Origin of the sequence: Paracoccus endophyticus (assembly GCF_003286075.1) — a bacterium.
Lineage (GTDB): Bacteria > Pseudomonadota > Alphaproteobacteria > Rhodobacterales > Rhodobacteraceae > Paracoccus > Paracoccus endophyticus.
Map to the genome: position 1 here is coordinate 135,118 of NZ_QLUV01000003.1, position 14,055 is coordinate 149,172.

The following is a 14,055-nucleotide window of genomic DNA, read 5'->3' on the forward strand; positions in this document are numbered from 1 at the left end:
AACACAGATGGCCCTGCGCGGCTTGCGGTTCAATCCCCGGCGTGGGAATTATCCTTCGGCGCCGATGACGCCCAGGCCCCGCAGATAGATCAGCGCCCCGCTTTCCAGCATCTCGTCGGCGGATTCTGGCGACCGCCCACCGGGACGCCCGCGCGCAAACAGCTCGACCACGCCATGCGACAGCGCCCACAGGTGATTGGCGACCATGGTGGCGGGCGGGCGGCGGTCGGCGGGCAGGCGCGCGGACAAGGCGCGGGCGGCGTCCACCAGGACCGATTGCGCGCGGTCCGCTGCGGCCGACAGCTCGGCATTGCCCGAAATCGACAGGCCGGACTCGAACATCGCCATGTAGAAGCCGGGCTTGTCGCGGGCAAAGGCCAGATAGGCCTGCCCCATGCGGACAAACGCCGACAACGCCGCGGGCCGCCCGCGGTCGAAGGCGGCTTCGAGCCGGTCGGCAAAGTCCAGAAAGCCCTGGCGCGCGACCTCCTCCAGCAGCTGGTCGCGGCCGGCGAAATGGCGATAGGGGGCGGCAGGGCTGACGCCGGCCAGACGCGCCGCCTCGGCCAGGGTAAAGGCCAGCGGCCCCTTGTCCTCGACCAGGCGAACGGTCGCATCGACCAGCGCCTGTTTCAGATTGCCATGATGATAGCTGTCGCGGGGCACCCGCGTCACATGCCTTCGCCGAAATAATCCCCGACCAGGGTCGCCAGCGCATCGGCAAGGGCCGCGGCCTCCGGCCCCTCGGTCGTGACGGTGATCGAGCTGCCGCGCGCCACGGTCAGCATCAGCAGGCCCATGATCGAATCGCCCGACACCCGTTCGCCGTCCTTTTCGACCCAGGCGCGGGCGTCGAACTGCTCGACCGTCTCGACGAACTTGGCTGAGGCGCGGGCGTGCAGGCCCTTTTCGTTGATGATGGGCAGGTCTCGCGTGATCGTCTGGCTCATGAAACAGCTCGGCGCAGGTCCTTGTCCGCAGGGGCATAGCAGTCGATGTACTTGCGCCCCGCCTCTGCCGCAAGCTCGGCGGCCTCGGCCACCCCCATGTTGCGCGACTTGGCCAGCTTGACCAGCATCGGCAGGTTGGCGCCATAAAGGATGCGGCGCTGCCGGGGCATGCAGGCCGGCAGCGACAGGTTCGACGGCGAGCCGCCGAACAGGTCGGTGACGATCACCACGCCCTGTCCGGTATCCACCGCGTTGGCCGCGTCGCAGATCTCGATCTGCTTGGCGCCGCGGTCATGGTCTTCCTCGATCATGACGGCACGAATGCCGCTTTGCGGCCCCACGACATGCTCTACGGCGGCGAGGTATTCCCGCGCCAGCCCACCATGCGCAACGATGACAATCCCGATCAAGTCTTTCCACCACCCGCGAACGCTGGCGCGCCCCCGCGCACGCCCATGGACCCGCCTGCCTGCAGCGTATCGCCGGGGCGAGGTGCGTCCTGTCGGCGTTCCAGTTCCCTGTGTCGTTTAGACACCTGCCAGCCCTGAACGGCAAGGGCATCGGCCATTTCTTCCGCCAAAGTGACTGAACGGTGTTGCCCGCCGGTACACCCGAACCCGATCGCCAGGTGCGCCTTGCCCTCGGCCACCTGCGCGGGCAGCAGAAAAACCAGCAGGTCGCGGACCCGGGCAAAGAATTCATCGTATCGGGGATCGGCACGGACATGGGCGCGAACCGCCGGGTCGCGGCCGTCCAGGGACCGCAGCGGCGCGACCCAGTGCGGGTTCGCCAGGAACCGGCAGTCGAACATCAGGTCCAGCCCGCGCGGGACGCCCCGCTTGTAGCTGAAGCTTTGCACGGACACCGACAGCGCGCCGCCCGGGCCCACGTCGAACGCGCGGGCAAGCTCTGCGCGCAGGTCATGGGGGCTAAGGTCGGTGGTGTCCACCAGCACGTCCGCGCGTGCGCGGATCGGGGCCAGCAGGTCGCGTTCCACCGCGATGGCATCCGACGGCGATCCCCCGGTTGCCAGCGGGTGGCGGCGGCGCGTCTCGGCATAGCGGCGCACCAGAACCTCGGTCGCGCAATCCAGATACAGCACCTCGGGGGCAAAGGCGGGGTCGCGGGTCAGCCCGTCGATCTGGTCGATCACGCGCGAGACGGCGAAATCGCGGTTGCGCACGTCCAGCCCCAGGGCCAGCGGCACCGGGCGGGGCTGTCCGGCCAGCAGGCGCGGGATCAGCGACAGCGGCAGGTTGTCGATTGCCTCGAAACCCAGGTCCTCCAGCACGTTGATGGCGGTGGACCGCCCCGCGCCCGAGGGGCCGGTCACAAGGACGATGCGCTGCACGTCAGCGGCGGGCTGTTCACCGCCGTCCGGCTGCGCGGTGGCGAAAGTCGTGTCCTGCCGAGGCTCGATCGCCTTGTCCATCGCCCTTCCCATCCACACGCCCGCGCTGCGCGCCTCAGGCGAACCGTCCGCCGATCAGCATCTGCCGCAGTGCAGCACCAAGATGCGGTCCCATCGGTCCCAACACAAGGTCAAGCTCGACACCGTGAAGGGTGATGTGGCGCGATGGCGGCAGGCGCGCGTCCTCGGCCCGGCCCAGGTCCACAGCCAGCGACAGGGGCGTATCGCCGGCGGCGCCTGCGCGCAGGATGCCGACGCCGCGCGCCTCGATCAGGCCCGACAGGCGGGGCGGACAGGATGCGACAAGCCGGTCGCCGCGGCGGATCAGCCGAACCCTGTCGTCGGCCACAAGCTGCCCCCCCATCGCCAGCAGGGCCAGCGCCAGCGTAGACTTGCCCGAACCCGGCGGGCCGAGGATCAGCAGCCCTCGACCGTCCAGGGCGACGGCACTGGCGTGGATCGTGCCCTGGCCGCCCTGGTCATCCGTCGTCATAACGCCCCCCGCATCCTGCCTATTCCGCCAGTTGGTAACGCTAAACCACGATGGTTGCGCTAACCGGGGTGCGCCCCGCCTTCCTTCATCTTTTTGCCATGTTATAGGACCACGGCGACACCCCCCCGTCCCGCCCTTCAGGAGCAGACCCGCCATGACCCACGCCCGCGTCAACCCCAACTGCAAGCTGGAAGATCAGGGGATCGAAGGCGTCGGATCGGTCCACTACAACCTTCTGGAACCCGCCCTGGTCGAGGCGGCGATCCGCCGGGGCGAGGGGCATCTGGGCCTGGGCGGGGCGTTCCTGGTGGAAACCGGCGCCAAGACCGGCCGGTCGCCCAAGGACAAGTTCGTCGTCCGCACGCCGTCGGTCGAGGATTCGATCTGGTGGGACAACAACGCCCCCATGTCGCCCGAGCATTTCGACACGCTGTATCGGGACATGCTGGCCCACATGAAGGGGCGCGAGTATTTCGTGCAGGACCTGTATGGCGGCGCGGACCCCGAACACCGGCTTGACGTGCGGGTCGTCACCGAGCTGGCGTGGCACGGGCTGTTCATCCGCCACCTGCTGCGCCGTCCCGCCGCCGAGGAACTGGCCGGCTTCACGCCCGACTTCACGATCATCAACTGCCCCGGCTTCAAGGCCGATCCGGCACGTCACGGCACCCGGTCCGACACGGTGATCGCCCTGAACTTCGACCGCAAGCTGATCCTGATCGGCAACACCCAGTATGCGGGCGAGAACAAGAAATCCGTGTTCACGCTGCTGAACTATATCCTGCCCGGCAAGGGCGTGATGGCGATGCACTGCTCGGCCAACCACGCCATTGGCAACCCCGACGACACGGCAGTGTTCTTCGGCCTGTCGGGCACCGGCAAGACCACGCTGTCGCAGGACCCCTCGCGCGTGCTGATCGGCGACGACGAGCATGGCTGGTCCGACAACGGCACCTTCAACTTCGAAGGCGGCTGCTATGCCAAGACCATCAACCTGTCGCCTGAGGCCGAGCCCGAGATCTACGCCACGACCAGCCGGTTCGGCACCGTGGTCGAGAACATGGTCCATGACCCCGACACGCTGGAACTGGACTTCGCCGACGGCTCGATCACGGAAAACACGCGCTGCGCCTATCCGCTCGAGGCGATCAGCAACGCCTCGCCCACCTCGATGGGCGGCCACCCGCGCAACATCATCATGCTGACGTCGGATGCCTATGGCGTGATGCCCCCCATCTCGCGGCTGACCACGGCGCAGGCGATGTATCATTTCCTGTCGGGCTTCACCTCCAAGACGCCGGGGACTGAGGATGGCGTGCTCGAGCCGTCGCCCACCTTCTCGACCTGCTTCGGCGCCCCCTTCATGCCGCGCCGCCCCGAGGTTTACGGCAAGCTGCTGCAAGAGCGCATCGCCGCAACCGGGGCCGTCTGCTGGCTGGTCAACACCGGCTGGACCGGCGGCGCCTTCGGCACCGGCAAGCGCATGCCGATCAAGGCCACCCGCGCGCTGCTGAGCGCGGCGCTGGACGGCTCGCTGAACGATGCCACCTTCCGCATCGACCCGAACTTCGGGTTCGAGGTGCCGGTCAGCGTTCCGGGCGTGGACGATGCGCTGCTGGACCCCCGCCAGACATGGCCGGACGGCGCGGCCTATGACGCGCAGGCCGAAAAGCTGCGCGCCATGTTCCGCGAGAACTTCGCCCAATACACGGACAAGGTGGACGCGGACGTCAGGGCCGCCGCGATCTGACGCACGCGACCCCGGCCTGACGAACGCCCCGCGCAGCCCGTGGGGCGTTTCCCGTTTCAGAACGCGGCCAGGCCAGGCCGGCTACTTGCGGATGCGGCGCAGCTTGCGGGCGCGCGCCTCGCCGGCCTTGGCGGACCGGGCGTCGGCGCGCCGGGGGGACTTGCCCCGCCGCCCGGACGGGCCGCGCGCGATCGCGCTCCCCTCGACCTCCAGCAGTTGCAGCATCAGCCCGCCGGTGGTGGGCACCGCTTCGGCCAGGCGCACCAGGACGCGCTGCCCGATGCCGATTTCCAGACCGCTGTCCGCGCCGACCAGCGTCTGCGCGTCCCGGTCATAGTGGAAATATTCCTGCCCGATGTCGCGGATGGGGATCAGCCCGTCGGCGCCGGTCTCGTCCAGCTTGACGAAGGCGCCGAATCGCTGGACCCCGCTGACGCGGCCCGTGAATTCGCTGCCGACCCGGTCCGCCAGGAACGCCGCCAGATACCGGTCCGTGGTGTCGCGTTCGGCCGCCATGCTGCGCCGCTCGGTCTCGCTGATGTGGATCGCGGTCTCGTCGAGCGTCTCGATGTCCTGCGCCGACAGGCCGTCGCCCTTCTTGCCCCCGCCCCAGCCGTGGGCCGAGATCAGCGCCCGGTGCACGATCAGGTCGGAATAGCGCCGGATCGGCGAGGTGAAATGCGCATAGGATTTCAGCGCCAGGCCGAAATGCCCCAGGTTTTCCGCGTGATAATACGCCTGCGTCATCGACCGCAGGGTGCTGACGTTGATCAGCTCGTCAAAGTCGGTGTCCTGCGCCTGCGCCAGCAGCCGGTTCAGCTGGCTGGTCTGCAGCACCTGCCCCTTGGCCAGGCTGAACCCCGATGCCTCGGCCACGTCGCGCAGCGCGTTCAGCTTTTCGGGGCTGGGCTCTTCATGGACACGAAACAGCAGCGGGCGGCGCAGGCGGGTCAGCTCCTCGGCCGCCGCGACGTTGGCCAGCACCATGAACTCCTCGATCAGCCTGTGGGCGTCAAAGCGGTCGCGGAACGCCACCGACTTGACGCGCCCGTCGGGGGTCAGTTCGATCTTGCGCTCGGGCAGGTCCAGTTCCAGCGGCTGGCGCCGCGCGCGCGCCGTCTTCAGCAGCGCATAGGCGGCAAACAGCGGCCGGATCACCTCGTCCATCAGGGGCGCGGCATCCTCGTCGGGATTGCCGTCCGCCGCCGCCTGCGCCTGCTCGTAGCTCAGCGAGGCGCGGCTGTGCATCATGCCGCGGTGAAAGTCATGGCCGATCTTGTTGCCCTGCGCGTCCAGCCGCATCCGCACGGCGATCACGGGCCGGTCCACGCCGTGGTGCAGCGAACACAGATCGCCCGACAGCACGTCCGGCAGCATAGGCACCACGCGGTCGGGGAAATAGGTGGAATTGCCCCGGTGGCGCGCCTCGCGGTCCAGCGCCGACTGCGGCCGCACATAGGCGGCCACATCGGCGATGGCGACCCAGATCACCATGCCATCCGGGTTGCGGGGATCGTCGTCGGGCATGGCGGCCACCGCGTCGTCGTGGTCGCGCGCGTCTGCCGGGTCGATGGTGATCAGCGGCAGCGGGCGCAGATCCTCGCGCCCCTGCAGGGTTGCGGGCGTCTGGGCATCCGCCTCGGCCATCACGGCGTCGGGGAAATCGTCGGGGATGCCGTGCTGGTGGATCGCGATCAGGCTGACCGCGCGCGGGGCCGAGGGATCGCCCAGCCGGTCCAGGATGCGGGCCTGCGGCAGGCCGATCCGCGCGCGCGAGCCGATCTGTTCGGCCTCGACCAGTTCGCCGTCCTGCGCCCCTTGCGTCGCGTCGCCGCGCACCCGCCATTCGCGCCCCTCGCCCTTGTCGATGGGCACGATGCGTCCGCCCTCGGTCTCCTTGCGGAAGATGCCGACGACGCGATGCGAGACGGTGCCGATGCGCCGCATCAGGCGGGCCTGATACTGGTGGTCCTCGCCCTCGACCGGGATCAGGCGCACCAGCAGGCGTTCGCCCGGCGCGACGGCCGGATCGGCCTTGAGCGGGGAAAACAGGATGCGCGGCATCGGCGCCGTGCCCTGCCATTCCAGCGGGCGGGCGAACAGGTCGCCCTGCGCGTCCGGGGCCGTGATCTCGACCACCGTCACGGGGGGCAGCTTTTCGGCATCACGATAGCTGCGGCGGCGGCGTTCCAGCACGCCCTCGGCCTCAAGCTCCTTCAGCAGGCGCTTCAGCTCGATCCGGGCGCTGCCCTTGATGTCGAAGGCCTTGGCGATGTCACGCTTTGCGGTGGCGTCGGGATGGTCGGCGATCCAGTCGAGGATCTGCTGGCGGGTGGGCATCTGGTTCATGACGGCACGCTAACACGGCCGCGGGCGTTGCGGCAGGGACAAAAGGGCCGCCGGCCCCGCCCGGTTCCCCGGCGGCCCTAGTCCTGATGCGACAGCGGGTCCGTGGGCTTAGCGCCTTCGGACGGCTCCTCCGGCAGGCGGATGAACGGCGCCGTCGCGCGCACGATCGGATCGGCCTCGGCCCCGGCGCGCAACTGGTCCAGAAACTCCATCCGCATCCGATAGGTCCAGAAATCGTTGATGTGCCCGGCCACCGCCTGTTCCGGCACCAGGTCCGGCTGGCTGCGGAAGAAATCGGCGATCTGCGTCGCCATGCGGATCAGCTTGTCGGCCATGCGTCAGTCCTGGATGCGATGTGGATGGGTAAAGACGTCAAAGCTGTCGCCGCGCGCGCGCCCGATCAGCGTCACCCCTGCGGCCTCGGCCCAGGCGATCGCCAGCCGCGTGGGCACGCCCGCACCCATCAGCACCGGGGCGCCCATGCGCGCGGTCTTCTGCACCAGATCGACCGACAGGCGCGAGGTCATGGCAACACAGGCGCGGCGTGCGTCGAGGCCCGCCCGGGCGGCAGCCCCTGCCAGCTTGTCCAGCGCGTTGTGGCGGCCGACGTCCTCGCGCACCAGCGCGTCCCGGCCCGGCGTGTCCCTGGGCACCCACAGGGCGGCCGCGTGGATCGCGGGCGTGTCGCGCCAGCGGCGCTGGCCCGCCGACAGCGCCGCCATTGCGGCCAGGATGTCGCCCGGCGACAGGCGCAGCGTGGATTCACTCCGCCAGACGGCGGGCAGCGCGGCGGCAATGCTGTCCACGCCGCACAGCCCGCAGCCCACCGGCCCCACCATGCTGCGCCGCCGTTCCGCCAGCCCGGCCGACAGGCCCGGGCGCAGCCACAGCCGCGCCTCGTGCGCGGGCAGGTTCAGGGGACCGGCGGGGACAGCCACGATCTCGCACCCGGTCACGTCGGCCGGGCTGGCGATCAGCCCCTCGGTCAGGGCAAAGCCGAACGCAAAATCATCCAGCTCGTGCGGGGTCGCCATCAGCACGGCCTGCGAGGCCCCGTCGATGACGATCGCCACCGCCGCCTCCTCGGGGCTGGCGGGCACGGATCCCTGATGCCAGCCGCCGTCCCGCCAGCGCCACAGCGGCCGGCCATCGGCCGGCGCGTGAGGCGGCACGATGCGGGCCGCGCCGGTCGTCCCTGCCGTCATTCGGCGGCGGGCAGGATGCGGCGCGACAGCTCGGCATGGGCGCGATACTGCTCCTGCCATTCGGACGGTCCGTTCGACGGGCTGACCTGCACCGCCGTCACCTTGAATTCCGGGCAGTTGGTCGCCCAGTCGGAATTGTCGGTCGTGACCACGTTGGCCTGCGTGTTGGGGTGGTGGAAGGTCGTGTAGACCACGCCCGGCGCCACCCGGTCCGTCACCCGCGCGCGCAGCGTCGTGTCCCCTGCCCGGCTGGCCACGCGGACATAGTCGCCTGACGCGATGCCCCGGTTTTCGGCGTCCGACGGGTGGATCTCCAGCAGATCCTCGGCATGCCAGACGGTGTTGTCGGTGCGCCGCGTTTGCGCACCCACGTTGTACTGCGTCAGCGTCCGCCCCGTGGTCAGCAGCAGCGGAAAGCGCGGGCCGGTGCGCTCGTCCGTGCCGACGTATTCGGTGTGGATGAACTTGCCCTTGCCGCGCACGAAGCCGTCCACATGCATGACGGGCGTCCCCAGCGGGGCCGCTGCGTTGCACGGCCACTGGACCGAGCCTTCGCGGTCCAGCAGGTCATAGCTGACGCCGGCAAAGCTGGGCGTCGTCATCGCGATCTCGTCCATGATCTGCGAAGGGTGGTCATACCGCCAGTCCGCGCCCAGCGCGTTCGCCAGCATCACCGTGATTTCCCAGTCGGCATGGCCGTTCAGGGGCGTCATTGCCCGGCGCACCATGTTGATGCGCCGTTCGGCGTTGGTGAAGGTGCCGTCCTTTTCCAGAAACGACGAGCCCGGCAGGAAGACATGGGCATAGTTCGAGGTCTCGTTCAGGAACAGGTCGTGGACGATCAGGATGTCCAGGCTCGCCAGCGCCTTCTGCACATGGCTGGTGTCGGGATCGGATTGCAGCACGTCCTCGCCCTGGCAGTACAGGCCCCGGAACGTGCCCGCGGTCGCCGCGTCGAACATGTTGGGGATCCGCAGGCCGGGTTCGTCCGACAGCGGCACGCCCCAGGCCTGTTCATAGATCCGGCGCGTCTCGATGTCGGTCACATGGCGATAGCCGGGGAACTCGTGCGGAAACGACCCCATGTCGCACGATCCCTGCACGTTGTTCTGGCCGCGCAGCGGGTTCACGCCGGTGCCCGGCTTGCCGATGTTGCCCGTCATCATCGCCAGGTTGGCAATGGCCATGACGGTGGTGGACCCTTGCGAGTGTTCCGTCACGCCCAGGCCATAATAGATGCTGGCACGCGGCGCGCCCGCATAGGCGCGGGCGGCGCGGCGGATCAGGTCGGCCGGCACCTGGCTTGTGCGCTCGACCGCCTCGGGGGAATGGCGGGGGTCCAGCAGGAACTCGCGATAGGCCAGGAACTCGTCCCAGTCGCAGCGGGTGCGGATGAACGCCTCGTCATACAGGCCCTCGGCCGCGATCACATGGGCCATCGCGGTCAGCACGGCGACGTTGGTGCCGGGCAGCAGCGGCAGGTGCATCGCCTCATGGCGGTGGGCCGTGTCCAGCAGGTCGATGTGGCGCGGGTCGATCACGATCAGCCCCGCCCCCTGCCGCAGCCGCCGCCGCAGGCGAGAGCCGAAGACCGGGTGCCCCTCGGTCGGGTTCGCCCCGATGATCAGCGCAAGGTCAGTGTCCTCGACCGAGTCGAAGTCATGCGTCCCTGCCGATGTGCCGAACGTCGTCTTGAGGCCATAGCCGGTCGGCGAATGGCACACGCGGGCGCAGGTGTCGGTGTTGTTGTTGCCGAAGACGGCGCGCGCCAGCTTCTGCACCAGATAGGTTTCCTCGTTCGTGCAGCGCGAGGATGTGATGACGCCGACCGAATCGCGCCCGTGCTTTGCTTGCGTCGCGCGCAGGCGGTCGGCGGCGAAACGGATCGCCTCCTCCCACGACACCACCCGCCACGGGTCGGTGTAATGCTCGCGGATCATCGGGTTCAAAACGCGCTCGGCGTGCGTGGCATAGCCCCAGGCGAAGCGGCCCTTGACGCAGCTATGCCCCCGGTTGGCCTTGCCGTCCTTGCTGGGCACCATCTTCACGACCGTCTCGCCGCGCATATGGGCGTCGAAGGAACAGCCCACGCCGCAATAGGCGCAGGTGGTCTTGACGATGCGCTCGGGCGTGCCGATCTCGATCACCTTGTTCTCGATCAGCGTGGCGGTCGGGCAGACCTGCACGCAGGCCCCGCAGCTGACGCAGTCCGACGACAGGAAGCTGTCGGACGCCATCCCGGCGCTGACGCGGCTGTCAAAGCCCCGTCCCTCGATCGTCAGGGCGAACGTGCCCTGCACCTCTTCGCAGGCCCGTACGCAGCGCGAGCAGACGATGCATTTCGCCGGATCAAAGGTGAAATACGGGTTCGACTGGTCCTTGGCGCGCCATTCGGGGTTCGGCTCGCCGTTTTCGCGCCGCAGGAAATGGTTCTGGCCCGGCTCAAAGCGGACCTCGCGCAGGCCCACGGCACCGGCCATGTCCTGCAACTCGCAGTCGCCGTTCGCCGCGCAGGTCAGGCAGTCCAGCGGATGGTCCGAGATGTACAGCTCCATCACGCCGCGGCGGATGCGGGCGATCTCGTCGGTCTGGGTGTGGACCACCATCCCCTCGGCCACGGGGGTCGTGCAGGATGCGGGCGTGCCGCGCATCCCCTCGATCTGAACGACGCACAGCCGGCACGAGCCGAAGGCCGCCAGGGTGTCGGTCGCGCACAGCTTGGGCACGGTGACGCCCGCCTCGGCCGCCGCGCGCATCACGCTGGTGCCGGCTGGAACCGTGACCAGCATGCCATCGACGCTCAGCGTCACGGCGATGTCGGACCGCGACTCGGGCGTGCCCATGTCGCGCGTCCAGTCCTTGGGGGGAATGACGAAGTCCTTCATTCTGCGGCCTCCACCCGGACGCGCCGTCCGGTGAAATCATCGGGGAAATGCTCCAGCGCCGACAGCACGGGATAGGGCACGAACCCCCCCAGCGCGCACAGGCTGCCCCATTTCATCGTGTTGCACAGATCGGTCAGCACCGGGACCGCTTCAAGGTCCCCGGCGGCGATGCGGTCGATGGTTTCGACCCCGCGGGTCGATCCGATCCGGCAGGGCGTGCATTTCCCGCAGGACTCGATCGCGCAGAACTCCATCGCAAAGCGCGCCAGCGCGCGCATGTCGGCCGTGTCGTCGAAGACGACGACGCCCGCATGGCCGACAAGCCCGTCCTTGCCCGCGAACTCCTCATAGCCGAAGGGGGTGTCGAACAGCGACGGCGGGAAATAGGCGCCCAGCGGCCCGCCCACCTGCACCGCCTTGACGGGCCGGCCGCTGGCGGTTCCACCCGCGATGGCGGTCACGATCTCGCCCAGCGACAGGCCGAACGCGACCTCGAACAACCCGCCGTGCCGGACATTGCCCGCGATCTGCAACGGCATGGTGCCGCGCGACCGGCCGATGCCGTGGGCGGCGTAGGCCGCCGCCCCGTTCGCCATGATCCAGGGCACGGTGGCCAGCGACAGCACGTTGTTGACGACCGTGGGCTTGCCCAGGAACCCTTCCAGCGCGGGGATCGGGGGCTTGGCGCGCACCACGCCGCGCTTGCCCTCAAGGCTGTTGAGCAGGCTGGTTTCCTCGCCGCAGACATAGGCGCCCGCGCCCACCCGCACCTCCATGTCGAAGGTGCGGCCCGATCCCAGCACCGACGCGCCCAGCACGCCCGCGCCGCGGGCGATGCGGATCGCACTGTCCATGGCGCGGATCGCGTCGGGGTATTCGCTGCGGATATAGACATAGCCCTGCGTCGCCCCCACGGCCACGCCGGCGATGGCCATGCCCTCGATCAGGGTCAGGGGATCGCCTTCCATCAGCATCCGGTCGGCGAACGTGCCGCTGTCGCCCTCGTCGGCGTTGCAGACGATGTACTTGCGGTCCGCCGCAGCCCTGGCGACGGTGGCCCACTTGATCCCGGTCGGAAAACCCGCCCCGCCCCGCCCGCGCAGGCCCGAGTCGGTGATCTCGGCCACGATGCGGTCGGGCGCAGCCAGCGCGGCGCGCAGGCCCGCCAGCCCGCCATGCGCCTGATATTCCTCGACCGACAGCGGGTCGATGATCCCCACCCGGGCGAATGTCAGCCGCGTCTGCGCCCGCATCCACGGCAGGTCGTCCACCGGCCCCAGCGCCAGCGGATGCCCGGCAGGACCGGCCAGCAGCGCGGGCACGTCCTCGGGCGCCACGGGGCCAAAGCCGTGCCGGACGCCGTCGATCTCGATCTCGACCAGCGGCTCCAGCCAGACCATGCCGCGCGTGCCGTTGCGTGTCAGCGCGATGTCGATGCCGCGGGCCGCGGCCTCGCGCCGGATCGCATCGGCAACCTCGTCGGCGCCCAGCGCGCGGGCGGCGGCATCGACGGGAACCCAGATCCGCATCAGCGCGCCCCCCCGACCATCGCGACGACGCGCTGCGCCGTGGCGCGACCCATCAGCCGGTCGCCCATTTGCGCGGCGGGCGCGCAGGCGCACAGGCCCAGGCAGAACACCGGCTCCAGCGTCAGCCGCCCGTCGGGCGTGGTCTCGTGCCAGTCCAGCCCCAGCGCGGCGCGGACCTGATCGGCCAGCGCATCGGCGCCCATCGACTGACACGCCTCGGCCCGGCACAGGCGCAGCACATGCCGGCCCGCCGGTCGTTCGCGGAAGTCGTGGTAAAAGCTGACCACGCCATAGACCTCGGCCCGGCTCATCCCCAGCGCGTTGCCGATGATCGGCTGCGCCGCCTCGGGGATCAGGCCGAAGTCGGCCTGCACGTCATGCAGGATCGGCAGCAGCGGACCCTCTCGTCCGGCATGGCGCGCGATGATCGCGTTCAGGCGATCAAGGGCGTCGGCGTCAAGGGCTGAAACGGTCAGGCTGTTGGGGGCGGTCGGCGTGTTGGCCGCATGGGTCATGGCAGGGATGCTTCCGGCAGAACGATCCCCCGAACGCTACCTGCGCCGTGATAGGCAAATCAATACCAAAGACCCGTAGGATGATAGGCGGTTCCTATGACACTGCTGCCCCTCGTGTGCCGGCCTCCAGCAACGCGCGGATCAGCGGCGGATGCGGCTCTCGGGCGGCGACGATCAGGCCGACCATGTGCCCTTCGGCCCCGGTCAGCGGCCGCGACAGCACGCCCGCCGGCAGCGGCAGCCCGTCGGCCAGAGCCTGCGGCAGCACCGCCGCCCAGTCACCCGTCGCCACGTGCGACAGGATCGCCAGCATCGAGTTCGACTCGACCCGCGGCACGTCGCGCGCGCCCACGTCCGCCAGGTGCCGGGCGACGATCCGGCGGTTCTGCATGTCGGGGGTCAGCAGGCACAGGGGCCGGGTGGCGGCCTCGGCCCAGCCGACCGGCCCGGCCTGCTCGGTGCGGTCCACAAGGCAATAGGTCTCGCGGAACAGCGGCAGGCGCTGGACCTTGCCCAGCGGCTCGCTGTCCAGATAGGTGACGCCCGCGTCCAGTTCCAGCGCGGCGATCTGGTCGCGGATCTCGTCCGAGGACCGCGACAGGATCGTCACCTCGGTCGCCGGGTGGCGGGCCAGCAAGGGGGCCGTCAGGTCGGCGATGCGGGGCATGGCGGTCGGGATCACGCCGATCCGCAGGCGGCCGCTGACGCCCCGGTGGCGGGCGCGCATCTCGGCCTGCATGGTGCGGGCGTCACCCACGATCCGGCGCGCCCAGTCCAGCACCCGCTCGCCCTCGGGCGTCAGCCCGCCATAGCGCGAGCCGCGCCGCACCAGCTGCACGCCCAGCTGATCCTCCAGCGCGCGCAGCGCAGACGACAGCGACGGCTGGGTGATTCCCAGCGCCTCGGCGGCGCGGCCGAAATGCTGTTCGCGCGCCAGCACCATGAACATGTTGAGCCGGTCGATCACC

Annotated in this window: 13 protein-coding genes; 1 reads left to right on the plus strand and 12 read right to left on the minus strand. The window is 69.6% G+C overall.

The window, feature by feature from the left end:
• Positions 1 to 48: 48 nt before the first annotated feature.
• Genes DPQ23_RS05590 through DPQ23_RS05610 form a run of 5 tightly spaced genes read right to left on the minus strand, consistent with a single transcriptional unit; the run spans position 49 to position 2,854 of the window.
• Entirely contained in the window at positions 49 to 666 is a 618-nt protein-coding gene (locus DPQ23_RS05590; RefSeq protein ID WP_112873850.1) for a TetR/AcrR family transcriptional regulator, read from the minus strand.
• A gap of 5 nt (positions 667 to 671) precedes the next feature.
• Positions 672 to 950 (minus strand): HPr family phosphocarrier protein, encoded by a 279-nt coding sequence (locus DPQ23_RS05595; protein WP_112873712.1) that lies wholly within the window; start codon positions 948 to 950, stop codon positions 672 to 674.
• Positions 947 to 1,360 carry a PTS sugar transporter subunit IIA gene (locus DPQ23_RS05600; protein WP_112873713.1) on the minus strand — a complete coding sequence of 138 codons (414 nt, stop codon included), beginning with the start codon at positions 1,358 to 1,360 and terminating at the stop codon, positions 947 to 949. Before DPQ23_RS05600 ends, DPQ23_RS05595 begins: the two co-directional genes overlap by 4 nt.
• Positions 1,357 to 2,382, minus strand: a complete 1,026-nt coding sequence (gene rapZ, locus DPQ23_RS05605) for an RNase adapter RapZ (protein ID WP_112873714.1) — start codon at positions 2,380 to 2,382, stop codon at positions 1,357 to 1,359. The genes DPQ23_RS05600 and rapZ overlap by 4 nt, the downstream gene beginning before the upstream one ends.
• 34 nt (positions 2,383 to 2,416) lie before the next feature.
• Positions 2,417 to 2,854, minus strand: coding sequence for an HPr kinase/phosphorylase (locus tag DPQ23_RS05610; RefSeq protein ID WP_112873715.1), 438 nt, complete (start codon positions 2,852 to 2,854; stop codon positions 2,417 to 2,419).
• A 154-nt stretch (positions 2,855 to 3,008) separates the two neighbouring features.
• On the opposite strand from DPQ23_RS05610, the gene DPQ23_RS05615 reads away from it, so the two are divergent.
• A complete protein-coding gene (locus DPQ23_RS05615; RefSeq protein ID WP_112873716.1) occupies positions 3,009 to 4,604 on the plus strand; it encodes a phosphoenolpyruvate carboxykinase in 1,596 nt (531 codons plus the stop codon).
• Positions 4,605 to 4,685: 81 nt separating this feature from the next.
• Here the strand turns inward: DPQ23_RS05615 and rnr are convergent, their stop codons facing one another.
• The 7 genes from rnr to DPQ23_RS05650 form a co-directional block, all read right to left on the minus strand.
• Positions 4,686 to 6,953, minus strand: a complete 2,268-nt coding sequence (gene rnr / locus DPQ23_RS05620; RefSeq protein ID WP_112873717.1) for a ribonuclease R — start codon at positions 6,951 to 6,953, stop codon at positions 4,686 to 4,688.
• A gap of 77 nt (positions 6,954 to 7,030) precedes the next feature.
• Positions 7,031 to 7,288 (minus strand): formate dehydrogenase subunit delta, encoded by a 258-nt coding sequence (locus tag DPQ23_RS05625; RefSeq protein WP_112873718.1) that lies wholly within the window; start codon positions 7,286 to 7,288, stop codon positions 7,031 to 7,033.
• 3 nt (positions 7,289 to 7,291) lie between these two features.
• Positions 7,292 to 8,158 (minus strand): formate dehydrogenase accessory sulfurtransferase FdhD, encoded by an 867-nt coding sequence (fdhD, locus tag DPQ23_RS05630; RefSeq protein ID WP_112873719.1) that lies wholly within the window; start codon positions 8,156 to 8,158, stop codon positions 7,292 to 7,294.
• Complete coding sequence (gene fdhF, locus DPQ23_RS05635; RefSeq protein ID WP_112873720.1) at positions 8,155 to 11,043, minus strand: formate dehydrogenase subunit alpha; 2,889 nt, start codon at positions 11,041 to 11,043, stop codon at positions 8,155 to 8,157. The genes fdhD and fdhF overlap by 4 nt, the downstream gene beginning before the upstream one ends.
• Positions 11,040 to 12,572, minus strand: a complete 1,533-nt coding sequence (locus tag DPQ23_RS05640) for a formate dehydrogenase beta subunit (protein ID WP_112873721.1) — start codon at positions 12,570 to 12,572, stop codon at positions 11,040 to 11,042. The genes fdhF and DPQ23_RS05640 overlap by 4 nt, the downstream gene beginning before the upstream one ends.
• A complete protein-coding gene (locus DPQ23_RS05645; protein WP_112873722.1) occupies positions 12,572 to 13,087 on the minus strand; it encodes a formate dehydrogenase subunit gamma in 516 nt (171 codons plus the stop codon). Before DPQ23_RS05645 ends, DPQ23_RS05640 begins: the two co-directional genes overlap by 1 nt.
• Positions 13,088 to 13,181: 94 nt before the next feature.
• Positions 13,182 to 14,054: a LysR family transcriptional regulator gene (locus tag DPQ23_RS05650; RefSeq protein ID WP_112873723.1), complete on the minus strand. Its 873-nt coding sequence runs from the start codon at positions 14,052 to 14,054 to the stop codon at positions 13,182 to 13,184.
• Between the last annotated feature and the right edge of the window lies 1 nt (position 14,055).

What these genes read in the sequence shown, in the direction of transcription:
- DPQ23_RS05595 (WP_112873712.1), bottom strand. Translation starts at nt 950, where the DNA reads ATGAGCCAGACGATCACGCGAGACCTGCCCATCATCAACGAAAAGGGC.
- rapZ (WP_112873714.1), bottom strand. Translation starts at nt 2,382, where the DNA reads ATGGACAAGGCGATCGAGCCTCGGCAGGACACGACTTTCGCCACCGCG.
- DPQ23_RS05610 (WP_112873715.1), bottom strand. Translation starts at nt 2,854, where the DNA reads ATGACGACGGATGACCAGGGCGGCCAGGGCACGATCCACGCCAGTGCC.
- DPQ23_RS05615 (WP_112873716.1), top strand. Translation starts at nt 3,009, where the DNA reads ATGACCCACGCCCGCGTCAACCCCAACTGCAAGCTGGAAGATCAGGGG.
- rnr (WP_112873717.1), bottom strand. Translation starts at nt 6,953, where the DNA reads ATGAACCAGATGCCCACCCGCCAGCAGATCCTCGACTGGATCGCCGAC.
- DPQ23_RS05625 (WP_112873718.1), bottom strand. Translation starts at nt 7,288, where the DNA reads ATGGCCGACAAGCTGATCCGCATGGCGACGCAGATCGCCGATTTCTTC.
- fdhD (WP_112873719.1), bottom strand. Translation starts at nt 8,158, where the DNA reads ATGACGGCAGGGACGACCGGCGCGGCCCGCATCGTGCCGCCTCACGCG.
- fdhF (WP_112873720.1), bottom strand. Translation starts at nt 11,043, where the DNA reads ATGAAGGACTTCGTCATTCCCCCCAAGGACTGGACGCGCGACATGGGC.
- DPQ23_RS05640 (WP_112873721.1), bottom strand. Translation starts at nt 12,572, where the DNA reads ATGCGGATCTGGGTTCCCGTCGATGCCGCCGCCCGCGCGCTGGGCGCC.
- DPQ23_RS05645 (WP_112873722.1), bottom strand. Translation starts at nt 13,087, where the DNA reads ATGACCCATGCGGCCAACACGCCGACCGCCCCCAACAGCCTGACCGTT.